The sequence below is a fragment of the Actinomycetospora chiangmaiensis DSM 45062 genome, from assembly GCF_000379625.1.
Lineage (GTDB): Bacteria > Actinomycetota > Actinomycetes > Mycobacteriales > Pseudonocardiaceae > Actinomycetospora > Actinomycetospora chiangmaiensis.
The window spans coordinates 460,770-481,114 of record NZ_KB903217.1; the positions used below are offsets into that span (position 1 = coordinate 460,770).

Here is a 20,345-nt window from a genome sequence, read left to right on the forward strand (position 1 = left end):
TCCAGCCCCCCGCCGGCCGGCACCTGGTCACGACGACGGCAGCAGCTCCCACGCCGTCGGCCACGGCACGGACGCCTCCGGGTCGGTCACCGGCTCCTCATGACCGGCGACCCGCACGCCACCGGAGACGATCGTGGCACGCGCCCGCTCCTCCCCGATCCCCGCGCCCGTCAGCCGCTCGAGCAGCGTGGCGGGACGGGGTTCGGGGCGCGGGTACTCGATCACGTCCGCACGGTAGGTCGCGCGCGGACGCCCGGCCGGCTCCGACGGGCCGGGCGCTCCTCACACCACCGGGTCGGGTCAGAAGGTGATCAGCGGCTTGATGATCCCGTCGCGCTTGTGGGTCATCATGTCGAAGGCCTCCTCCACCTGGTCGATGCCCATCCGGTGGGTGGTCATCGGGGTCGGGTCGATCTTGCCGTTCGCCATCAGCCGCATGAGGCGCTCCATGCGCAGCCGGCCGCCGGGGCAGAGGTCCGTGACGATCTTCTTGCCCGCCATCCCGAGGCCCCACGCGTCGAGCGGCATCGTCACCGTCGGGCCCGACTCCCCGTGGTAGCCGACGTTCGACAACGTCCCGCCCGGCGCGGTGGCGTAGAGCGCGGCCTCGAACGTGACCTGGTTGCCCAGCGCCTCCACGGTGGAGTCCGCGCCGGCGCCGCCGGTGAGCTCGAGGATCTGCTCCGCCACGTTCCCCGACGACGGGTCGATCACCACGTCCGCGCCGAACCGGCGCGACATCTCCTGCCGGTTCGGGATGCCCTCGACGGTGATGACGAGCCCGGCGCCGCGCAGCTTCGCCCCGATCGTCGCGGAGAGCCCGACCGCACCCTGGGCGAAGATCGCAACGGTCCCGCCGACCGGGATGTTCGCGTTCTCGGCACCGATGATGCCGGTGGAGAGCATGTCGCAGGCGTAGACCGCGGCCTCGTCGGACAGGCCCTGCGGGATCGGCGCGAGGTTGTAGTCGGCGTCGTTGACGTGGAAGTACTCCGCCATGTTGCCGTCCTTCTGGACGGTGAACCGGTAGCCGCCGAGCGCCCCGCGGCACTGCGAGGTGTAGCCGGCCTGGCAGTTGTCGCAGGTGCCGTCGGGGGTCACTGCGTTGACCGCTACCCGGTCCCCGACCTGCACCGACGTCACCCCGGCCCCGATCTCGTGCACCACGCCGACGCTCTCGTGCCCGAGCAGGCGGCCGTCGGGCACCGGGAGCAGCCCCGCCACGGTGTGGACGTCGGAGGTGCAGATCAACGCGGCCGTGGTCTTCACGACCGCCTCACCCGGACCCGCCGTCGGGATCTCCCGCTCGATCAGTCCGACCTTGCCCTGTCCGAGGATGGCGAGAGCCTTCATGGTGTCGGCCATTCGGTGGCCTCCGATCTCGTCGCTGAAATCTGGCCCGTCGACCGTCGCATGTGTCCTAGATCACCAGGCGGCTCCGGACAGAACATCTCGGCATCGGTCTCGTCGGGAAGGCTGTCCGCATGCTGACGACCCGCTTCACCGCGCTCCTCGGCCTCGAGCACCCGATCGCGTTGGCGCCGATGGGCGGCTCAGCGGGCGGGGCGCTCGCGGCCGCGGTCTCCAACGGCGGCGGGCTCGGCCTGCTCGGGGTCGGCAGTGGGAAGGACCCGGCGTGGGTGGACCGCGAGCTCGACCTCGTCGCGACCGGCACCGATCGTCCCTGGGGTGCCGGGTTCCAGTGCTGGGCCGCGCCGGTGCGGGTCGTCGAGCAGGTCCTGGAGCGGGGCCCCTCGGCGATCATGCTGGCGTTCGGCGACCCGGCGCCGTACCTGGACGCGGTCCGCGGCAGCGACGCGCGGCTCATCGTGATGGTGACCGACCTCGCCGAGGCGCACCGCGCCGTCGAGGTCGGCGCGGACGTGATCGTCGCGCAGGGCACCGACGCCGGGGGACACGGCGGCTCGCGGGGCACGATCGGGTTCGTGCCGGTGGTCGCCGACCTCGCCGGCGACGTCCCGGTCCTGGCCGCGGGCGGGATCGGCGACGGCCGGGGGGTGGCCGCGGCGTTCGCCCTCGGTGCGGAGGGCGCCCTGCTCGGCACCCGCTTCCTCGCGACCCCGGAGGCGCTGACGAGCCCGGCGTACGAGAAGGCCGTGCTCGAGGGCGGCAGCGAGGACACCGACCGGTCGAGCGTCTTCGACATCGCCCACGAGTCCGGCTGGCCCGCGCGGTGGACCGGTCGCGCGCTGCGCACCCCGTTCTCCGACCGCTGGCGCCACGACGAGGAGACGCTGCGGACCGACCCCGAGCTGCGCCGCGAGTTCCGCGCGGCCGAGGAGCGCGGCGAGCCGGACGCGACGGTGGTCTGGGCCGGCGAGTCGCTCGACCTCGTCACCGACCTCGTGCCCGCCGCCGACCTCGTCGGCGCGATCGCCCGGGAGACCGAGGAGGTGCTGGCGCAGGTGAGCACCAAGTGGGGTCATCGCCCCACGTAGGGCTCACGGGAGCGGAGCTCACATCTCCCGCTCCAGGTGCGCTCGCACCGCCGTGCCGTCCTCGCTCATCCAGCCCTTGCTCTCGGCGTAGGAGAGCATCCCGGCGAACTCGTGGTCCCAGCCCTCGTCGACCTTCCCCGCGGCGAGACGACGGAGGGTCTCGACCGGGACCATCACGTGGTTGCCGTCGGGCAGCAGCTCCCCGCCGCCGTGCTCGGCCAGCACCTCGTGCAGCCGCGCCGGCGTGAGCCGCTGCTTGTACGAGGCGTACAGCTCGTTCACCCGGTCCGGCTGGTGCAGCGTGACGCCGTCGTCGGCGATGGCGAGGTACATGCGCCCACCCTGCCCGACGACGGGTGCCGGGGCACCCGTCGTCGGGGGGTCTAGCGGGCGGGGTCCACCGCGACCGGCTCGCGGTGGGCCTCGTGGTGGTTCGCGTTCTTCGGCGTGGCCAGGACGGACCGCGTGCGGTCGTCCAGGTCGGCCTCGGAGAGCAGCCCGCTGCCCGCGAGGACGGTCTCCAGCGCGGTCAGCCAGTGCTCGTAGTAGCTCCAGGGCTCCTGGCCCTCGTGGGCGCCGTCGGCCTCCCACTGCTTGATCGACTCGATCAGCGAGAGCTGGAACTCCGACCACTCGTACTGCCCGGAGTGGTACGCGGCGACCGCGAGCGCGAACGCCCGCAGCTCCCACGGCTCCCGGAACGGGACGTCGCCGTCCCCGCCGGGCAGCCCGTAGACGAGGTCCTGCACCCGACGGCGGGCCTCGCCGAGCTCGGACTCCTCGCGGATCGGCGTGCTCATGCGGCGGCCTGGGGGGCCTTCGGGGCGCCGACCCCGATCATCGAGTCGCGGGTGACGAGCGCCTCGAGCTGCTCGGCCGACCAGCCGTCCGTGCCCTCCGGGCGCTGCGGGAGCACCCAGTAGCGCAGCTCGGAGCTGGAGTCCCACACGCGCACCTCGACGTCGTCGGCGATGGCGTAGCCGAACTCCTCGCGCAGCACCTTGCGGGGCTCGCGGACCATGCGCGAGCGGTAGGCCGGCTGCTTGTACCAGTTCGGGGGCAGCCCGAGCACCGGCCACGGGTAGCAGGAGCACAGCGTGCAGACGATGACGTGGTGCAGGTCGTCGGTGTCCTCGACGGCGACCATGTCCTCGCCCTGCAGCCCGCCGATGCCCATCTCGGCGCACGCGGTGCTGGCGTTCTCCAGCAGCCTGGCCTTGAACACCGGGTCGGTCCACGCCCGCGCGACGACCTTTGCGCCCAGCTGCGGGCCCACCTCGTTCTCGTAGATCTCCGCGAGGCGGTCGACCGCCTCCGTCGTCATGAGGCCCTTCTCGATCATGATCGACTCGATGGCCTTGACGCGGGCGACGACCTCGGCCTGGTGGTCGGACGCGACGGGGGAGGTGGAGTGGCTGGCGCTCATGCGGCGGTCTCCTGGGCGGTGGCGGGGACGATGTAGGGCTCCCAGACGTCGAAGGTGACCGTGCCGTTCGGCTCGGCCGACTCCTCGCCCCAGAGCTCGGCGTTGGTGAACTGGACGGTGTAGACGTGCTCCGGCGCCTCACCGAGGTCGTTGCCCGCGGTGTCCGGGTAGATCATCTCGCCGTGGGCCATGATCACGGTCCCGGTGCGGCCGCGGACGTAACCGGCCCGGCGGGTGTGGCCCTTGGGGACCTCGTTGACCACGGTCACCCGGTCGCCCACGGCGAACTTCGGGGCCTTGTCACCGGGGCGGGCCGCCGTGGCGCCGGCCGGGATGACGGCCTCGATGAAGGCGACGAGCTCGCCGTCGGGGTCCTGTCCCTCGGGCAGTGGGGCGTCGGGGTTCTCCAGGTAGTACTGCGTGCGCTTCTCGATCTCCTCGGGGTCGAGGTGACCGAGCCGCACGCCGTGGTGGGTCACGGAGTGCACCCAGTGCTCGTAGTAGGTGGAGGTCAGGTACTCCACCGGCTCGATCTGCTCCATCCCGTAGCGGAAGGAGTCGACGCCGAAGAACCCCGCCCGGAAGGCGAGCGGGAACATCGCGTGCGCGTGCTTCTCCCAGTCCGCCTTCCACACCGGCTCCTCCGGGGGCGGGGCGACGGCTCCGAGGCCGTCCTTCCCGCCGAGGTCGTGCAGTCCGTTCACGCGTTCCTCCTGGGTGTGGACTCGGCTCAGGCCTGGGCGACGACGGCCGTCGGGGACGGGAAGCCGCCGACGGCCTGCTCGTAGGCGTGGGCGGCGCGCAGCACCGTGGCGTCCTCGTACTGGCGCCCCACGAGCGACAGACCGACCGGCACCCCGTCGACGAGCCCCGCGGGCACCGTGCAGACCGGGTGGCCGGTGACGTCGAACGGGGCGGTGTTGGCGAGCATCTCCAGCGCACGGCCCAGCCGTTCGACGACGGGGGCGTCGCGGCCGGGGCGCACGCTCGCGCGCATCGCCATCGTCGGCAGGACGAGCAGGTCGACCTCGGCGAGCGCGGCGTCGTAGGCGGCGGCGAGCTTGGGGGCGAGGTTGCGGGCCATCGCGTAGTGCTTGCCGTGCGTGGTGTTCAGCCCGTACTTCCCGGCGAGCAGGACGAGCTTCACCGTGTCGGGGAACCGGCTCCCGTCCTCGGTCCAGCGCCGCCCGTACTGCTCCATGAGCTCCGGGTCGTAGAGCCCCTTCCAGTTCAGGCCGTAGCCGGAGTTCTCGATCATCTGCGAGGTGGCGCCCTCGGTGGCGATGACGTCCCAGATCTTCGGGCCGTGCAGGTGCCACGGCACCGACACCTCGCGCACGTCCATGCCGGCGTCGGAGAGCGCCGTGACGGCGGAACGCACGGCGTCGTCGACCTCGGGCTCGGACTCGGGGAGCCCGAAGCCCTCGCGCAGCACCCCGACCCGCAGCCCCGTCGCGTCCCGGGTGAGGGCGCCGAGGTAGTCGTCGGCCGCCACGCCGTTGGGCTGGCGCGGGTCCTGCCCGTCGGCGCCCGCGATCACCGAGAGCATGAGGGCGGCGTCGGTGACGGTGCGGGTGATGGGGCCGAGGTGGTCGATGCTCGCCTCGATGGGGAACGCCCCGGTGTAGGGCACGAGACCCCACGTCGGCTTGTGCCCGACGAGGCCGCAGTTCGCGGCGGGCATCCGGATCGACCCGCCCTGGTCGCCGCCGGTGGCCATGTCGACCACCCCGCCCGCGACGAGGGCCGCGCTGCCGCCCGAGGAACCGCCGGCACTGCGCGCCGGGTCCCAGGGGTTCTCGACGTCGCCGGTGTTGGCGGTGATGGAGGCGCCGGCGAAGCACAGGTCCTCGCAGACGGCCTTGCCGGTGATGGTCGCGCCCGCGTCGAGCAGCCGTCGGACGATCGTCGCGTCGGTGCTCGGCACGTACCCGTCGAAGGTGTCCGAGCCGTTGGTCATCGGGACGCCCGCGACCGCGGTGTTGTCCTTGATCGCGACGGTGCGCCCGGCCAACGGACCGTCGGACGCCCCGGTGATCGAGGTCGTCACGTACCAGGCGTTGTACGGGTTGTCCGCGGGGTCGGGCCGGGTCCACGCGCGCTCGGGGGTCGCCGGGGCCTCGGCGGCGTAGAGCTCCTCCACGGCGTCCCACGACCCGAGCAGGCCCGAGACGGCCGGGGCGAACTCGTCGACCGCCGCGTCGGACAACCCGAGGCCGTAGCCCGCGGCGACGGCGGCGAGGGCGTCGTGGTCCGGTGGGGGGAGCGGCATGGGGATCTCCAGGGGTCGCGACCGGGTGTGAACGCGAGCACAGTAGGAACCTTCCGGGAGAAACGTCAACAACCGCCGACGTATCCACATGTGACGTCTGGATGACGACGTGACGATCCGCCGACGACCATCGACATGCTGAGACGACGCGGTTACGGTCCTGCCGCCGCCACCTGCCGTCGAGAAGGAGCATCCGGTTGACGACGATCGCCGCCACGCCGTCCGCCACCTGGTCGCGCGGGCACCGCCTCCGGCTCTCCGGCATCGTCGCCGTCATCGCGCTGCTGCACGTCACGGGCTGGTCGCTCTACCTCGTCCTGACGGCGGGTCCGCTCGGCGCGGGCGCCTTCGCCGGCGCCGGGGTCCTCGCCTACGTGCTGGGCATCCGGCACGCGTTCGACGCCGACCACATCGCCGCCATCGACGACACGACCCGCCTCATGGTGCAGCGGGGCCGCCGCCCGGTCGGGGTCGGCTTCTTCTTCGCGATGGGCCACTCGTCGGTGGTCGTGGCGCTCTCGCTGGTCATCGCGCTCGCCGCCGGCGCGGCCACGGTCGCGCAGGTCGACGCCTTCCGCGAGGTCGGCGGCACGATCTCGACCGTCGTCGCGATGGTGTTCCTCGCGCTGGTCGCGGTACTCAACGCGATGGTGCTGCGCGGCATCGTGAAGCTCTGGACCGACCTGCGGGCCGGGCGGCTCGACGAGCCCGAGCTCGAACGCCAGCTGCTCAACCGCGGCCTGGTCAACCGCATCCTCGGCGGCCGCGCCCGCGCCTGGATCCGGCACTCGTGGCACATGTACCCGCTGGGCTTCCTGTTCGGGCTCGGCCTGGAGACCGCCTCCGAGGTCACCCTCCTGACGCTGTCCGCGACCACGGCGTCGAGCGCGGGCGTCAGCGGCGGGGCCTCGCTGCTGGCCGCCCTGACCCTGCCGCTGCTGTTCGCGGCCGGGATGAGCGCGTTCGACACCGCCGACGGCCTGCTCATGTCGGTCGCCTACTCGTGGTCGAACCGGAACCCCGCGCGGCGGCTCTTCTACAACATCGCGACGACGGCGGCGACGGTCTCGGTCGCCGGGTTCATCGCGAGCGTCTACCTCGCAGGTGTCCTCGCCGACGACCTCGGCGTCACCGCGCTCGGGGGCTACGCCGGGCTCGCGGACGACTTCGAGCTGCTCGGCTACGTGATCGTCGGCTTCTTCGTGCTGGTCTGGGGCGGGGCGGCGCTGATCTGGCGGCTCGGGCGCTTCGAGGAGCGGCACTCCGCCGCGACCTGAGTCAGGGTGCCTCCCCGACCACCCGCAGCCGTCCGCCCACCGCCTCGGCCACGTAGAGGGTCGGGGCCACGAGGTCGCGCGTGCCGATGACGTCGGCGGCGCCGGTCCGCCGCCGCATCAGGGCCCGGCCGTGGCTCGCGGCCCCGCCGGCCGCGTCCAGGTGCCGCACCCGGGCGTAGCGGTGGATCGACTCGTAGATCGTCTCGGACAGCGCGGTGATCGCCGGTGCCCACGCGCCGTAGGCCGACCGGTACCGCCGCACCAGGTCGTCGTTGCCGGCGAGCGGGCCGTCCTGGAAGTACGCGAGCGCCGTGCGCAGGCCCTGCCCGGCGCGCTCCCCGATGTGGGCGAGCGTGGACTCCTCGAGGACCAACGAGACGGTGCGCACCGTCTCGCGCAGCCCGGCGGCCTCGGACTGCCGCTCGAAGGCCACCTCGTCCGCCCCGATGAGACTGCTCAGCACCAGCTCGGACCCCGAGGCGGTGATCCGCTCGATCACGCGGGCGAAGTCGGCGGTGCCGAGCGGGGTGAGCGACTCCCCGACGACCCGTCCGCCGGCCCGGGCGATCACGTGCCGGGCGGCCGCGTGCACCCCGTGGGACCAGACGTAGTCCTCCCCGACGAGGAACCACCGGCGGGACCCCGTCGTCGCCATCGTCGGGCCGACGAGCGCCTCGAGCTGCGCGCGCGGCCGTTCCCCGAAGCGCACGGCGGTCGGCGACACACCGCCGCCCTCGTTCAGCACCGAGTGGACCACCAGCACGTCGCGGCCGGCGAGGGCGCGGCGGACGGCCTCGAAGCTCGCCGAGGTGCTGTTGACGAACACCGCGTGGCACCCCAGCCGGGCCATGCGGACGGCCTCGGCCGCGGCCTGCCGCGCGTCGGTGCCGTCGTCGGCGGTCACGAGCCGGACGGGGCTCCCGGCGATCCCGCCGTCGGCGTTGATCTCCGCGACGGCGAGCTCGGCCATCAGCTCGGCCGAGAGCGAGTACACCGCCCCCGGTCCGGAGGCGTTGGTGATCGCCCCCAGCCGCAGCGACCCGTCGTCGGGGGGTTCCGGCAGCGGGATCCCGCGCCGGTGCAGCAGCCACTCCAGGCCCCCGGTCGGGACCTCGGCGCGCAGCCGGACCCGGGTGCGGCCGGCGCCGGCGGGCGCGAGCCGCAGGCCGATCCGTCCCCGCCACGGCTGGGTGTGCTCGATGTCGAGCGCCACCCCGGGCACCACGCGGGCCAGCCGTCCGAGGACCTCGACGTCCTGGCGACCGTCCCGGTCGAGCGGGAGCCGCAGGCTCACCGGTGCGCCGACGTGCACGTCGTCGCAGCGCGCCCCGAACAACCACCCCGCCGCCCGCCCGGCCCCGAACAGCGCGAACAGCGCCTCCGGGGCGAGCGCCACCGTCTGCTCGACGGCGACGGTGGTCGTGTCCATCGGGCCCCCTCCACGGTGTGACGTGGGAGCTCAGCCGGTCTCCTGCACGCCCCCGGACGACTCGCCGGCGGCCGCGGCGGCGTCGGTGATGCCCTGGCGCAGGATGGACTGCAGGAACACGAAAGCATCGCGGACGGCGCCGTCGGTGTCGAGGGAGTAGAAGCGGTTGCGGCCGTCCCGGCGCTCGCGCACGAGGCCCGAGGTCCGCAGGACGCGCAGGTGGCTCGACACCGTGGTCCGCCCGACGGCGTCGATCCGGCCGGCGATCTCGCCGACGCTCAGCTCCCCGTGCTCCCCGAGGGCGGCGAGGATGCGGCGACGCACGCGGTCGGAGAGAGCGTCGAACGCGAGCGTCTCGTTCTGCTCCACGCGGGTGAAGCTACCACGTGTCGATGGATGTCCACATGTGGGCACCAGGCGTGTCGGCGGGTCGCCCGTGACGGACCCGGGCGGAGGGGACACCGTGCTAATTTCCCCACGAGGCCGCCTCGGTCTCCGCCGACGAGGGTGGCCGTACCGGACCCTGCAAAGACGGCCACGGTGAGGTGACCGATGTCCGAGCAGGGCCACTCCCACAGCGACGCCTTCGCGCAGCAGGAAGGCAAGTGGGCCCAGGAGGCGGAGGCGGCGATCTCGCTGTTCCGCCACGACGAGGAGATCGAGCGCGGGCTGGCCTTCGGCCTCTCCGGCTCGCCGACCCTCGTCGACCGCACGATCCCGACGTTCTCGCGCGGGGAGCTGCCGCACTTCGCGGGCGAGCGGGGCACGTTCCTCAACGCCCCCTACCTCGAGGACGTCAACCAGGTCGACGACGCCGAGGTGGCGATCTTCGGGGCGCCGGTGGACGCCGGCACCACCTACCGGCCGGGCACCCGCTTCGGCCCGCAGGGGATCCGGCGCTCGACCAACCTCTTCGGCACCTACTGCTACGAGCTGGGCGTCGACCTGCGCGAGCAGCTGAACATGGTCGACATCGGGGACGTCTTCACCATCCCGGGCAACCTGGAGAAGTCGTTCGACCAGATCAGCCAGGCCATCTCCCACGTGTACTCCCGCGGGGTGTTCCCGGTGGTCCTCGGCGGCGACCACTCCATCGGCTACCCGACGATCCGCGGGATCGCGCCGCACGTCGACGGCAACATCGGCATCATCCACTTCGACCGCCACGTCGACACGCAGGAGACCGACCTCGACGAGCGGATGCACACCACGCCGTGGTTCCACGCGACCAACATCGCGAACGCCCCGGCGACCAACCTGGTGCAGATCGGCATCGGCGGGTGGCAGTCGCCGCGGGCCGGGGTCAAGGTCGGCCGGGAGCGCGGCACGTCGATCATGACGATCGGTGACGTCGAGCGGGTGGGCGTGGAGAAGATCGCCGAGACCGCGCTCGAGCTGGCGTGGAAGGGCGCGAAGGCCGTCTACCTGTCGTTCGACATCGACGTCCTCGACGCCGGGTTCGTGCCCGGCACGGGGTGGCCCGAGCCGGGCGGCCTGCTGCCGCGGGAGGCGCTCAACCTGATCCGCCTCATCTCCGCCGCCGGCCTGTCCGGGCTGGAGATCGTGGAGTGTTCCCCGCCCTACGACTGGGCCGAGCAGACCGCGCTCATGAGCTCCCGGATCGTGCTCGACTCCCTGGGCGTGCTCGTCCGGGAGGGACACCTCGGGAAGAAGGCCGCCGCGCGCGACCGGCACGCCTGGGGTCCGCAGGCCTGAGCCCCGCGGTCTCCTCCCGGGACGTCCGGGAGGAGACCCGGGCACGGGTCAGGCCCGGCGCGACTCCTGGCGGCGCACCACGCGGTAGGCGGCGAGACCGAGCGCGAGGATCACGACGACCGCGATCACGGCCGAGTACTGCAGCACCCAGCCGCCGGACCCGTCGGGGTCGTAGACCGCTGCCCGCGGCCACCCGACGTTCACCAGCAGGAAGATCCCGAAGACGACGGCCACGACGTTGACCGGGATGCCCCAGCGGCCGAGGGAGAAGGTGCCGGGCTCGGGGTCGTGCCGGCCCGTGCGGCGCAGGCGGTGGTAGAGCCGGGGCACGGTGACGAACAGGTACGCCAGGTAGACGATCACCACCGAGATGCTCGTGACCGAGGCGAACACGCTCGACTGCCCGAGGTTGATCAGCAGCACGCCGATCGAGAGCACGCCGATCACGATGCTCGGCAGCACGGGCGTCTTCGTGCGCGGCGAGACCTTCGCGAGTGCCGCGGAGAACGGCAGCTGCCCGTCGCGGGCCATCGAGAACATCACCCGGGCCGCCGAGGTCGAGATGGCCAGCGCCGCGGAGAGGATGGACGCGGCGACGACGGCCAGGACGATCCGCCCGAACACGTCGCCCAGCTCGCTGGTCACGACCCAGGCGATGCCCTGCGAGGCCAGGTCGGGCGAGGCGATGTCGGGGGCGGCCATGAGCGTCGCGAGGATGAGCAACAGCCCGCCGACGCCGGAGATCACCATGCAGCGGACGATCGCGCGCGGGGTGGTCCGGCGCGGGTCGCCGGTCTCCTCGGAGAGCTCGGCGGCCGAGTCGAAGCCGTACATCACGTACGCCGCCATGAGCATGGAGGCGAGGAACGGCCACACGTACGAGCCGTCGCCCTGGACGCCGTTGGTCTCGAACACGACCTGCGGTCCGCGCTGGGCGTGGGCGAACAGGGCGACGACCACGAGCAGCACCCCGAGGATCTCGAGGGTCACCCCGACACGGGTGACGATCGCGACCCGGGTGACGCCGAGCAGCTGGACCGCCACGCAGACCACGATGCAGATCGTGCCCAGCACGATGGCGTTGAGGGCCCCGGTGCTCGACGTGGGCGACGGGTCACCGCCGACGATCTGGAAGCCGTCCCACACCTCCGGGAGCACCGCCTGCAACGCGATCGCGATGGCGGCGACGGAGACGATGTAGCCGAGCTGCATCAGCCAGCCGGCCATCCACCCCCACGGGTCGGACGCGACGCGCCGGGACCACTGGTAGATCGCCCCGGCGATCGGGTAGCGCGCCGCGAGCTCGGCGAAGACCAGGCAGACGCAGAACTGCCCGAGGAAGACGATCGGCCAGGTCCAGATGTAGGCGGGTCCGCCGAAGCCGAAGCCGATGATGAAGAGCTGGAAGACCGTCGTCAGGATCGAGACGAAGGAGAAGCCCGACGCGAAGGACGCGAACGGGGTCAGCCCGCGGTGCAGTTCCTGGCGGTAGCCGAGTTCGCCCAGGTGGGCGGAGTCGTCGGGGGCCTGGGTGGGACGCTCGGCGGTGGCGCTCATCGCGGGCACCCCGGGCGGGACGGGACGTGGCGGCGGGACACGGGGAGACCTCCGGCGGGGCTCGGACGGATCTCCCGGGCTTTTGTCCCGCCGTGGAACGGGCCGTGGGCCCGCCTGGCCTCTCGGTCGCTGACCCGGCGCACGCCGGCGGAACCCTAGGCTCGCCCCACCTCTCGCTGGTGAGTCGGGAGCGAGTACACGAGGCGTCCGTGTCCGGCGTGCGCCGCGGAGGTTCCGGGGAGGTTTCCCCGTGTTACGGCTTGCGGCCGACGGCGCCCGCCAGGCACTTCTGCGCGGGCAGCAGGTCGCGCAGCCGCGGACCGTCCGGCCACCAGTCGACCAGCAGGGAGAAGCCCGGGTCCACCAGCTCGAGGCCGGGCAGCATCCCGAGGATCTCGTCCTTCGTCCGGAACACGCCGCTGCCGAGCGGGCTGTGCACGAAGATGTTCTCCATGCGCCGCGCGAGCTCGGAGTTCTCGTCCTGCGGGTCGTAGAAGTGCGAGAGCGCCACGTAGGAGCCCGACGGCAGGGCGTCGACGTAGGTCGCCATGATGTCGGCGGGCGGGCGCTCGCCGACGTAGTGGTGCAGCGTGCCGAGCTGGAGCAGGGCGAGCGGCTCGTCGAAGTCGATGAGCTCGCGGACGATCGGGTCGGCGAGCACCTCCTCCGGCTTCGTCAGGTCGGCCGGGGAGAAGCGGGTGAGCTCGTTCTCCTCGAGCAGGGCCCGGCCGTGCGCGACGACCGAGGGGTCGTTGTCGACGTAGACCACGCGGGTCTCGGGCGCGATCCGCTGGGCGGCCTGGTGGGTGTTCTCGGCGGTCGGCAGCCCGGACCCGAGGTCGAGGAACTGCCGGATGCCGGTCTGCTGCGCGATGAACCGCGTGACCCGGATGAGGAACTGCCGGTGGTCGACGGTGAACTGCTCGATCTCGGGCGCGACGGTCTTGAGCTTCTCGACGACCTCGCGGTCGACCTCGAAGTTGTCCTTGCCGCCGAGCGCGCAGTCGTAGACCCGCGCGATGCTCGCCCGGGTCCGGTCGATCGTCGCCGCGGCTCTCGGAGAGGCCGTTCGCTCGATGCTCATGCTGCTCCCGCCGACGTGGTTCGCGTCGTGGATCAGTGTGTCACTTTCAACTTCCCGTGCGGAGAGGCGTTCGCGGGCAGACTGCCCGGGTGCGGGATGCCGTCGGTGGGCTGTTGCTCCGGCTGGGTGACGCCCTGGGGGGTCGCGCCCGACGTGGCTGCACCGTCGACGAACGGTCCGTACTCGCCGCGGTCTTCGGCGCCGGGCTGGACCTCGACACGATCGTCGTCGTCCCCGACCGCGCCGGGCTGCTCGGGCTGACCGGACGTCCGGTCACGCTCGGCACGACGATCCACCTCAAGGGCCGGACCGGGGCGGGCCTGCTCGTGCACGAGGCGACGCACGTGTGGCAGTTCCACCGGCTGGGCGCCCGCTACACGCTCGACGCGGTCCGGGCCCAGTGCTCGCACCTCGGCTACGACTGGCGCGCGGCGGGCACGGACCGGTTCGCGGCGCTGAACGTCGAGGCCCAGGCGCAGTTCCTGCAGGACTGGGTGACCGATCCCGCCGTCGGGAACGCCTACCCGGCCCTGACGGCGGACGCACTCGCGAGCGTCCGCACCCCGAGCACGCCCACGACGACGTAGCCCGGCCAGAGGGCGAGGCGCTCGACCAGTCCGGACGCGCCGGGCGCGAGCCCGCCGAGGAAGAGCAGGCTCGCGACGATGCTCACGACGCCGAGGCCGGTCGCGGTCCGGCTGCGCCGCGTGGTCCCGGTGAGCAGCAGGGCGACCGGCTGGGCGAGGAACACCGGGGCGGAGACGACGAGATGGGCGACCGGCGCGGAGTTCAGCGGCGCCAGGCCGGTGGCGATCGAGGAGAGCCCGGCGATCACCCAGAGGACGGTCGTCGTCCGGCCGAGGTCGGACAGCAGCGCCCCGACGGCGAGCGTGGTCCCGAACAGCACGAACGCGCCGTTCATGACGGCGTGACCGGGGGAGACCGCCGCGACCCCGAGCTCGCTGATGGTGTCGCCGACGCGGCTGTAGGGGCCGGGCACGGTCGCGGCGATCACCAGCTCGACGACGATGTACAGCGGCTGCGCCGTGCGCAGGAGGGCACCGAGGCGGCGAGCGTCCACGGCTGCACGCTAGGGCCTGCCTAGCGGAGCGACGGCAGGTCGCCGTCGACGGTGGTGTCGACGACGAGGTGCGGCACCGGCGGCGGGACGTCCGGGCGCATGCGGGCGACGAAGGCGTCCCAGGCCGCGAGCTTGCCGGCGTCCTGGCCGCGCCCGCGCTGCTCGAGGCGCGCCCGCAACGTCGCCGGGTCGATCCGCACCCACAGCAGGCGCACCGGCTCGCCGCCCAGGTCCTCGACCCACGCCGACCACCGCGCCGGGTCCCGGATCTGCCCGGTGAACGGTGCGACGAGCACGACCGGGCAACCGTGCGCGCGGATCTCCCGGGCGGCCGCGGTGAGACCGGCGTACTCGTGGACCTTGACGTGCCCGTCGTACCAGGGCCCCTCCCGCTCCCCGTCGGGGCGACCGGCCGCGGCGAGGGTCGCGCCCACGAAGCCGCCGTAGAGCGTGTCCTTGTCGAGCAGCGCCGGATGCGGGTCGAGGCGGTCGGCCCACCGCGCGGCGACGGTGGACTTCCCCGCGCCCGGCGCACCGGCCACCACCCACACCTCGGCCCCCGCCACGGCCGGCGACGCTAGACGGCACACCGGCCGCCGTCGACGTCGAGCACGGCGCCCTGCACGAACGACGAGCCCGGCGCGGCCAGGAACGCCACCGCGGCGGCGATCTCCGCGGGCGTCGCGGGCCGACCGGCCGGCGCCTTCGCGGCCATCGCGTCGAGCGCCGGCCCGAACCGCTCCATCCCCTCGGTGCGGGTCGGGCCCGGGCTGACGGCGTTGACGCGCACGCCCGCGGGCTCGAACTCGACCGCCCACGCGCGGGTCAGCTGGGCCAGGGCGGCCTTCGACGCCCCGTACAGCCCGATGCCGGGCATCCCGTGTGCGGCCGCCATCGAGAGCACGTTGACGATCGCGCCCCCGCCCCGGGCGGCCATCCGCGGGGCGAGGGCCGCGACGAGGCGGTGCGGGGCCGCGACGTTCACGGCGAAGACGGCGGCGAGGTCGTGGTCGGTGACGTCGGGGGTGAGGCCGTCGGCGGGGAACGTCCCGGCGTCGTTCACCAGCACGTCGACGTCCGCGGCCGTCGCGGCCAGCGCCCGGCACGACGCCGGGTCGGCGAGGTCGGCGGCGACGAACTCGGCCGAGCCACCGGCGCAGCGGATCGCCGCGACCGTGTCGGCGCCGCGCGCGGCGTCCCGGCCGTGGACCAGGACGTGGTGCCCGGCCGCCCCGAGCGCGTGGGCGACGGCCCGGCCGATCCCGCTGGTGGCGCCGGTGACGAGAGCAGAAGAGGTCATGCGCCGGACGCTACGAACGATACCGGGCAGGACCCGCCCGGTATCGTCGCGGACGTGCCACGACCCACCGTCCGGGTCCTCGCGCTGCTGGAGGCCCTGCAGCACGGCGGGCTCCACACCGTCGGGTCGCTGGCCCGCCGGCTCGAGGTCGACGAGCGGACGGTGCGGCGCTACGTGGCCCACCTGCAGGACCTCGAGGTCCCGGTGGAGTCGGTGCGGGGCCGCCACGGCGGGTACCGGCTCGCGCCGGGCTTCCGCATGCCACCGCTCATGCTCACCGACGCCGAGGCGCTCGCGACCCTCGTCGGGCTCGTCGCCGGGCAGCGGGCCGGGGTGGTCCCGGACGCCGCGGGTAGCGCGGCGGCGAAGGTGCGGCGGGTCCTGCCGCGTGCCCTCGTCGACCGGCTCGACGCCCTGCTCGCGACCGTCGAGTTGACCGTGCCCGCCCGCGACGGCGTGGTCCCGGAGACCGGCGTTCTGCTGACCGTGGCCCAGGCGGCCCGGGACCGTCGGCCCGTCGAGATCAGCTACGCGGGCCGGGGGGTGCGCACGCTGCACCCGTACGGCCTGGTCGCCCACGACGGTCGCTGGTACGTGACGGGTGCCGACTCGGCGAGCGGGGAGGTGCGGACGTTCCGGCTCGACCGGGTCGGGCGCGCGACCGTGCGGCCCGGCACCTTCGAGGTCCCGGCCGACGTCGACCCCACCGACCGGCTGCTCAGCGGCCTCGCCCGGGCACCCCGACGCCACGAGGTCAGTGTGCGGGTGCAGGCGTCCGCACCCGCCGTCGGGAAGGCGCTGCCGCCCGGGCTGGCGGTGGTGGAGGAGCTCGCGGACGCCGGGTGGGTGCGGGTCCGGCTGCAGGTCGAGAGCCTCGACTGGGTGCCCGGTGTGCTCGCCGGGCTGGACGCGCCGTTCGAGGTCGAGGCCCCGGACGAGCTGCGCGCCCGGGTCCTCGCCCTCGCCGAGCGGCTCAGACGGGCCGCAGCCGCACCCGCGACGGGTCGAGGTCGTCCATCCGCTCCACGCCCATGAGCGCGAGCGTGCGCGTCATCTCGGCGCGCACGATGTCGAGCATCCGCGTCACGCCCGCCTCGCCGCCGGCCATGAGCCCGTACATGTAGGCGCGCCCCAGGACGACGGCCTGCGCGCCGAACGCCTTCGCCGCGACGACGTCGGCGCCGGTCATCACGCCGGTGTCGAGGAGGACGCTCGTCCGGTCGCCGACCGCGGCCACGACGTCCGGGAGGATCTCCAGCGGGACCGGGGCGCGGTCGAGCTGGCGGCCGCCGTGGTTCGACACCACGATCGCGTCGGCGCCGAGGTCGACCACCGCCCGCGCGTCGTCGACGTGCTGGATGCCCTTGACCACGAGGTGTCCGGGCCACTGCTCACGCAGCCACGTGACGTCCCGGGCGACGGCCGTCGGGTCGAACATGTGCGTGACGATGTCGGCGACGGTGCCGTTCCAGGAGTTCAGCGAGGCGAACCGCAGGGGCTCGCTGGTGAGCAGGTTCGCCCACCACGCCGGGTGGCGCGCCATGTCGAGGAGCGTCCGCGTGGTGAGCGACGGCGGGATCGTGAGCCCGTTGTGGTTGTCGCGCAGCCGGGCGCCCGGGACCGGGGTGTCCACGGTGAGGACGAGCGTGTCGAACCCGGCCTTGCGGGCCCGCTCGACGAGCTCGCCCGAGGCGTCGCGGTCGCGCCAGAGGTAGAGCTGGAACCAGTGCCGCGCGAGCGGGGCCTCGTCGCGGAACTCCTCGATCGAGGTGGTGCCCATCGTCGAGAGCGCGTAGGGGACGCCGGCCGACTCGGCGGCCCGCACCACCGCGCGCTCGCCCTCGTGGTGGGCCATGCGCGTGAAGCCGGTCGGACCCAGGATCACCGGCATCGACGCGGCCTCGCCGAGGATCGTCGTCGACGTGTCGATCGATCCGACGTCGCGCAGCACCCGCGGCGAGAACTCCACCCGGGAGAACGCGTCGCGGGCCCGGCGCAGCCCGATCTCCTGCTCCGCGGCGCCGTCCACGTAGTCGAACACCGCCCGCGGCGCCCGCTTCCGGGCCGCCTCCCGCAGGTCGGCCACGGTGAACGACGACTCCAGCCGTCGCCGGGTCGGGTCGAGCCGCGGCGGTCGGATCCGCACCAGCGGCTTCAGGTCGGCGTAGCGGGGGAGCTGGCGTCGCACGGGCACGCGGGACTCCTTCGTCGCGGTGGTCGATCGACCACAACACGCCGCCGCGGCCCGTGCAAGCGCCGGCCCGTCAGCGGCGCAGGGAGGACCGCTTCACACCGCCGAAGATCGCGGTCGCCACGAACAGGACGATGCCGACGATCGCGAGCCAGAACAGGCCCTTCACGACGAACCCGAGAACTGCGAGCACGAGCCAGACGACCAGGACGAGCAGGAGGATTCCGACCATGGTTCCGCACCTTTGCAGAATGGGGAGATCCGCTTCTCCCGGGTCCCGCGAGAGTGCCCAGGCGACCGGTCCGCGACGCTCCCGATCACGGTGACCCCGACGGGTCGCGCCCCGCCGATCGTTGCTCGCTGTGGTCTGGGTCACTTACCGTGGACCCCTGCGGACCGGCAGGGGGCGACCATGGACGACGCGACCCGGGCACTGCTCGCGCTCTGGGACACGACCGGGGAGACCGTCGAGGGTCTGCGCCCGGACGACTGGGCCCGGCCTCTCGCCCGCACCGAACGGGCCCGGGCCTGCGCGGCCCTCGACACCGGCGGCACCGACGTCACCGACCTCGTCACCCACCTCTGCGGGGTCCACTACGCCGGGCCCGGGCGGCTGCAGGAGGCACTCGCCGTGGCGCACGACCGCGCCGGGCGGCAGCTCACCCACGCCGCCCCGCACGGTGACGAGCTCGCCGCGCAGTGCCTCGACATGTGCCTGCACACCCACGACCTGCTCGCCGCCCTCGGCCGCGAGCTGGACCGCGACGCGGCCGAGCCGGCCGCCGCGGCGGCGTGCCGACTCGTCGTCGGGACGGTGCCGCGGCTGCTCGCCCACTCGCCGGCCCCGCGCGCGGCGCAGCTGCGGGTGGTGGTGCGGACGGCGGCCGGCGTGGTCATCGACCGGGTCGTCCCGACGACGGGCACCGGCGCCCCCGAGACCCTCGAGGCGGACGCGGTCGCCCTGCTGCTGACGCTCTCCGCCCGACGCGATCCGGCGGAACTCCCCGGCCGGGTCGCCTGCGACGGCCCGACCGCCCGGCGGGTGCTCGCCGTGGCCTGAGCGGCGCGTCAGCTCATGCGCACGCGCAGCAGGGCGACGAAGGCGATCGCCGCGAGCACGGCGACGACGACGGAGAAGATGACACCCGCCGTCACCAACCCGATGGCGGCCGACAGGACGCCCTCGCCGATGACCGGCAGCGAGATCGCCACGTACAGCACCAGGAAGAAGCTCGAGGCGACCTCGCTGCGCCGCTCCGGCGGGCTGCCCGCGTTCACCGCGCCGAGCCCGGCGCGGAACGACATGCCCTGGCCGACGCCCGCGATCGCCGCGCCGACGAGCAGGACCCACAGCGACGCCACCGCGACGGACAGGCCCACGACGAGGATCCCGACGACGAGGCCGACGCAGCCCGTGAGCAGCGCCGGGCGCAGCGAGAGCCGCGACGAGGCGATCTGGCCGAGCGTGGAGAAGCCGAGCAGCGTGAACACCACGAGGCCGCTGACGAAGTGGTTCTCGATCCGCAGCACCGAGGTGAGGAACGCCGGGGACACGGCGGTGAAGAGGCCGAGGACGGCGAACCCGGCGAAGCCCGCGATGGCCGCCCCGACGAAGACGCCCCGCACCTCCGCGGGCACCCCCAGCCGCTGCGGCGCCAGCGAGACCTTCCCGCCGGAGGCCTCGATCGGTTCCGCGACGAGGTAGGCGCCGATCGCGACGAGCAGCACCAGGACGATGTGCACGGCGTAGGGCAGGAACAGCGGGAACGGGGCGAACTCGGCGAGCGCGCCGGCGAGGACCGGACCGAGTCCGAGCCCGAGCATGTTCACGCACGCCGCCACGAGGCTGTAGCGCCCCTGGCGGCCCTCGGGGGCGAGGTCGACGAGGGTGGCGGTGGCCGTGGCGGTGAAGATGCCGGCCGAGAGGCCGGAGAGGACACGGCCGACGAACAGCGCGGTGAGGCTGTCCGGGATGAGGAAGACGGCGCTCGACACGGCCGCGAGCGCGAGACCGGGCAGCAGTACCGCCCGCCGACCCAGCTGGTCGGACAACCGCCCGAAGAAGATCAGCGCCGCCGCGACCCCGACCGCGTAGGCGGCGAAGATCAGCGTGACCACGATCTGGCCGAAGCCGATCTCGCGCTCGTAGAGCGGGTAGAGCGGGGTCGGCAGCGTGGCGCCGAGCATCGTGACGAGGAAGGCGAGGGCGACGACGACGGCGGCGGCCGGGCCCCGCAGGCCCCGCCGGCCCTGTCTCGTGCCGGACTCGGACGTCGTGCTGATGATGGACCTCCGTCGGGGTCGGTCGACGGAGAGTTGTTCCCGCTACCGATCGGGCCTACGCGCCGGCCGCGGTCTCCTGCTCGCGCACGGTGTCGACGATGGACAGCAGCACGGCCGTGCTCGCGCCCGCGTCGGGTCCCGGCGGCCGCCGGCTCGTCGTGACCCGGTGCCACCTACGTGTCGACGCCACTTACCACCCCCTGACCTCGGTGCCAGCCTCTGAACCTCCGCTGGTACCACCACTCGACGGTCCGGCCGTTGATCCTGCTG

At 73.5% G+C, this 20,345-nt stretch carries 23 protein-coding genes; 6 read left to right on the forward strand and 17 right to left on the reverse strand.

Translation table 11 applies throughout. The features are described from left to right. Positions 1 to 27 precede the first annotated feature (27 nt). Both A3CO_RS0102290 and A3CO_RS0102295 read right to left on the reverse strand, forming a co-directional pair. Positions 28 to 225, reverse strand: coding sequence for a hypothetical protein (locus A3CO_RS0102290; RefSeq protein WP_018330613.1), 198 nt, complete (start codon positions 223 to 225; stop codon positions 28 to 30). A 75-nt stretch (positions 226 to 300) separates the two neighbouring features. Continuing rightward, positions 301 to 1,365 carry an alcohol dehydrogenase catalytic domain-containing protein gene (locus A3CO_RS0102295; protein WP_018330614.1) on the reverse strand — a complete coding sequence of 355 codons (1,065 nt, stop codon included), beginning with the start codon at positions 1,363 to 1,365 and terminating at the stop codon, positions 301 to 303. 119 nt (positions 1,366 to 1,484) lie between these two features. On the opposite strand from A3CO_RS0102295, the gene A3CO_RS0102300 reads away from it, so the two are divergent. Further along, positions 1,485 to 2,459, forward strand: coding sequence for an NAD(P)H-dependent flavin oxidoreductase (locus tag A3CO_RS0102300; RefSeq protein WP_018330615.1), 975 nt, complete (start codon positions 1,485 to 1,487; stop codon positions 2,457 to 2,459). Between the two features lie 18 nt (positions 2,460 to 2,477). On the opposite strand, the gene A3CO_RS35225 is transcribed toward A3CO_RS0102300, so the two are convergent. From A3CO_RS35225 to A3CO_RS0102325, 5 genes are read right to left on the reverse strand one after another with little or no spacing between them, the layout of a single operon-like run. Then, on the reverse strand, positions 2,478 to 2,792 hold the full coding sequence (locus tag A3CO_RS35225; protein ID WP_018330616.1) for a hypothetical protein: 315 nt from the start codon (positions 2,790 to 2,792) through the stop codon (positions 2,478 to 2,480). Positions 2,793 to 2,842: 50 nt separating this feature from the next. Further along, positions 2,843 to 3,259, reverse strand: coding sequence for a nitrile hydratase accessory protein (locus A3CO_RS0102310; RefSeq protein ID WP_018330617.1), 417 nt, complete (start codon positions 3,257 to 3,259; stop codon positions 2,843 to 2,845). Further along, positions 3,256 to 3,885 carry a nitrile hydratase subunit alpha gene (gene nthA / locus A3CO_RS0102315; RefSeq protein WP_018330618.1) on the reverse strand — a complete coding sequence of 210 codons (630 nt, stop codon included), beginning with the start codon at positions 3,883 to 3,885 and terminating at the stop codon, positions 3,256 to 3,258. Before nthA ends, A3CO_RS0102310 begins: the two co-directional genes overlap by 4 nt. Then, the gene (gene nthB, locus A3CO_RS0102320; RefSeq protein WP_018330619.1) at positions 3,882 to 4,589 is read right to left on the reverse strand and encodes a nitrile hydratase subunit beta; all 708 of its coding nucleotides are present in this window, start codon (positions 4,587 to 4,589) and stop codon (positions 3,882 to 3,884) included. The genes nthA and nthB overlap by 4 nt, the downstream gene beginning before the upstream one ends. Before the next feature lie 26 nt (positions 4,590 to 4,615). Next, entirely contained in the window at positions 4,616 to 6,157 is a 1,542-nt protein-coding gene (locus A3CO_RS0102325) for an amidase (protein ID WP_018330620.1), read from the reverse strand. Between the two features lie 197 nt (positions 6,158 to 6,354). Here A3CO_RS0102325 and A3CO_RS0102330 point away from each other — a divergent pair, with 197 nt between their 5' ends. Next, positions 6,355 to 7,434 (forward strand): HoxN/HupN/NixA family nickel/cobalt transporter, encoded by a 1,080-nt coding sequence (locus tag A3CO_RS0102330; RefSeq protein ID WP_018330621.1) that lies wholly within the window; start codon positions 6,355 to 6,357, stop codon positions 7,432 to 7,434. Position 7,435: 1 nt separating this feature from the next. On the opposite strand, the gene A3CO_RS0102335 is transcribed toward A3CO_RS0102330, so the two are convergent. Together A3CO_RS0102335 and A3CO_RS0102340 are read right to left on the reverse strand one after the other, a co-directional pair. Continuing rightward, the gene (locus A3CO_RS0102335; protein WP_018330622.1) at positions 7,436 to 8,863 is read right to left on the reverse strand and encodes an ABC transporter substrate-binding protein; all 1,428 of its coding nucleotides are present in this window, start codon (positions 8,861 to 8,863) and stop codon (positions 7,436 to 7,438) included. A 30-nt stretch (positions 8,864 to 8,893) separates the two neighbouring features. After that, positions 8,894 to 9,232 (reverse strand): ArsR/SmtB family transcription factor, encoded by a 339-nt coding sequence (locus tag A3CO_RS0102340; protein WP_018330623.1) that lies wholly within the window; start codon positions 9,230 to 9,232, stop codon positions 8,894 to 8,896. A 183-nt stretch (positions 9,233 to 9,415) separates the two neighbouring features. On the opposite strand from A3CO_RS0102340, the gene A3CO_RS0102345 reads away from it, so the two are divergent. After that, positions 9,416 to 10,579 carry an agmatinase family protein gene (locus A3CO_RS0102345; protein ID WP_018330624.1) on the forward strand — a complete coding sequence of 388 codons (1,164 nt, stop codon included), beginning with the start codon at positions 9,416 to 9,418 and terminating at the stop codon, positions 10,577 to 10,579. A 48-nt stretch (positions 10,580 to 10,627) separates the two neighbouring features. Here A3CO_RS0102345 and A3CO_RS0102350 read toward each other — a convergent pair whose 3' ends face one another. Both A3CO_RS0102350 and A3CO_RS0102355 read right to left on the reverse strand, forming a co-directional pair. Then, entirely contained in the window at positions 10,628 to 12,136 is a 1,509-nt protein-coding gene (locus A3CO_RS0102350) for an amino acid permease (RefSeq protein ID WP_026204211.1), read from the reverse strand. A gap of 253 nt (positions 12,137 to 12,389) precedes the next feature. Then, positions 12,390 to 13,220, reverse strand: coding sequence for an SAM-dependent methyltransferase (locus A3CO_RS0102355; RefSeq protein WP_018330626.1), 831 nt, complete (start codon positions 13,218 to 13,220; stop codon positions 12,390 to 12,392). Between the two features lie 89 nt (positions 13,221 to 13,309). Between A3CO_RS0102355 and A3CO_RS29680 the strand changes: the two genes are divergently transcribed. Then, a complete protein-coding gene (locus A3CO_RS29680; protein ID WP_018330627.1) occupies positions 13,310 to 13,807 on the forward strand; it encodes a hypothetical protein in 498 nt (165 codons plus the stop codon). Here A3CO_RS29680 and A3CO_RS0102365 read toward each other — a convergent pair. From A3CO_RS0102365 to A3CO_RS0102375, 3 genes are read right to left on the reverse strand one after another with little or no spacing between them, the layout of a single operon-like run. After that, on the reverse strand, positions 13,741 to 14,301 hold the full coding sequence (locus tag A3CO_RS0102365) for a DUF998 domain-containing protein (protein ID WP_018330628.1): 561 nt from the start codon (positions 14,299 to 14,301) through the stop codon (positions 13,741 to 13,743). The genes A3CO_RS29680 and A3CO_RS0102365 overlap by 67 nt on opposite strands. Positions 14,302 to 14,321: 20 nt before the next feature. Next, complete coding sequence (locus A3CO_RS0102370; protein ID WP_018330629.1) at positions 14,322 to 14,867, reverse strand: P-loop nucleotide/nucleoside kinase family protein; 546 nt, start codon at positions 14,865 to 14,867, stop codon at positions 14,322 to 14,324. Positions 14,868 to 14,878: 11 nt separating this feature from the next. After that, the gene (locus tag A3CO_RS0102375) at positions 14,879 to 15,601 is read right to left on the reverse strand and encodes an SDR family NAD(P)-dependent oxidoreductase (protein ID WP_018330630.1); all 723 of its coding nucleotides are present in this window, start codon (positions 15,599 to 15,601) and stop codon (positions 14,879 to 14,881) included. A gap of 54 nt (positions 15,602 to 15,655) precedes the next feature. Between A3CO_RS0102375 and A3CO_RS0102380 the strand changes: the two genes are divergently transcribed. Further along, complete coding sequence (locus A3CO_RS0102380) at positions 15,656 to 16,636, forward strand: helix-turn-helix transcriptional regulator (protein ID WP_018330631.1); 981 nt, start codon at positions 15,656 to 15,658, stop codon at positions 16,634 to 16,636. On the opposite strand, the gene A3CO_RS0102385 is transcribed toward A3CO_RS0102380, so the two are convergent. Further along, a complete protein-coding gene (locus A3CO_RS0102385) occupies positions 16,575 to 17,795 on the reverse strand; it encodes an alpha-hydroxy acid oxidase (RefSeq protein WP_018330632.1) in 1,221 nt (406 codons plus the stop codon). The two genes, A3CO_RS0102380 and A3CO_RS0102385, sit on opposite strands and share 62 nt — an antisense overlap. Before the next feature lie 70 nt (positions 17,796 to 17,865). After that, positions 17,866 to 18,024: a hypothetical protein gene (locus A3CO_RS38580; RefSeq protein ID WP_018330633.1), complete on the reverse strand. Its 159-nt coding sequence runs from the start codon at positions 18,022 to 18,024 to the stop codon at positions 17,866 to 17,868. 180 nt (positions 18,025 to 18,204) lie between these two features. On the opposite strand from A3CO_RS38580, the gene A3CO_RS29695 reads away from it, so the two are divergent. Then, a complete protein-coding gene (locus A3CO_RS29695; RefSeq protein ID WP_018330634.1) occupies positions 18,205 to 18,852 on the forward strand; it encodes a hypothetical protein in 648 nt (215 codons plus the stop codon). 8 nt (positions 18,853 to 18,860) lie between these two features. Here A3CO_RS29695 and A3CO_RS34880 read toward each other — a convergent pair whose 3' ends face one another. Then, positions 18,861 to 20,078 (reverse strand): MFS transporter, encoded by a 1,218-nt coding sequence (locus tag A3CO_RS34880; RefSeq protein WP_342663145.1) that lies wholly within the window; start codon positions 20,076 to 20,078, stop codon positions 18,861 to 18,863. Positions 20,079 to 20,345 lie beyond the last annotated feature (267 nt).

Bases quoted from the DNA above. Each gene is read 5' to 3' on its own strand.
- A3CO_RS0102295 (WP_018330614.1), bottom strand. From the start codon at position 1,365: ATGGCCGACACCATGAAGGCTCTCGCCATCCTCGGACAGGGCAAGGTC.
- A3CO_RS0102300 (WP_018330615.1), top strand. From the start codon at position 1,485: ATGCTGACGACCCGCTTCACCGCGCTCCTCGGCCTCGAGCACCCGATC.
- A3CO_RS35225 (WP_018330616.1), bottom strand. From the start codon at position 2,792: ATGTACCTCGCCATCGCCGACGACGGCGTCACGCTGCACCAGCCGGAC.
- A3CO_RS0102310 (WP_018330617.1), bottom strand. From the start codon at position 3,259: ATGAGCACGCCGATCCGCGAGGAGTCCGAGCTCGGCGAGGCCCGCCGT.
- nthA (WP_018330618.1), bottom strand. From the start codon at position 3,885: ATGAGCGCCAGCCACTCCACCTCCCCCGTCGCGTCCGACCACCAGGCC.
- A3CO_RS0102325 (WP_018330620.1), bottom strand. From the start codon at position 6,157: ATGCCGCTCCCCCCACCGGACCACGACGCCCTCGCCGCCGTCGCCGCG.
- A3CO_RS0102335 (WP_018330622.1), bottom strand. From the start codon at position 8,863: ATGGACACGACCACCGTCGCCGTCGAGCAGACGGTGGCGCTCGCCCCG.
- A3CO_RS0102345 (WP_018330624.1), top strand. From the start codon at position 9,416: ATGTCCGAGCAGGGCCACTCCCACAGCGACGCCTTCGCGCAGCAGGAA.
- A3CO_RS0102350 (WP_026204211.1), bottom strand. From the start codon at position 12,136: ATGAGCGCCACCGCCGAGCGTCCCACCCAGGCCCCCGACGACTCCGCC.
- A3CO_RS0102355 (WP_018330626.1), bottom strand. From the start codon at position 13,220: ATGAGCATCGAGCGAACGGCCTCTCCGAGAGCCGCGGCGACGATCGAC.
- A3CO_RS0102375 (WP_018330630.1), bottom strand. From the start codon at position 15,601: ATGACCTCTTCTGCTCTCGTCACCGGCGCCACCAGCGGGATCGGCCGG.
- A3CO_RS38580 (WP_018330633.1), bottom strand. From the start codon at position 18,024: ATGGTCGGAATCCTCCTGCTCGTCCTGGTCGTCTGGCTCGTGCTCGCA.
- A3CO_RS29695 (WP_018330634.1), top strand. From the start codon at position 18,205: ATGGACGACGCGACCCGGGCACTGCTCGCGCTCTGGGACACGACCGGG.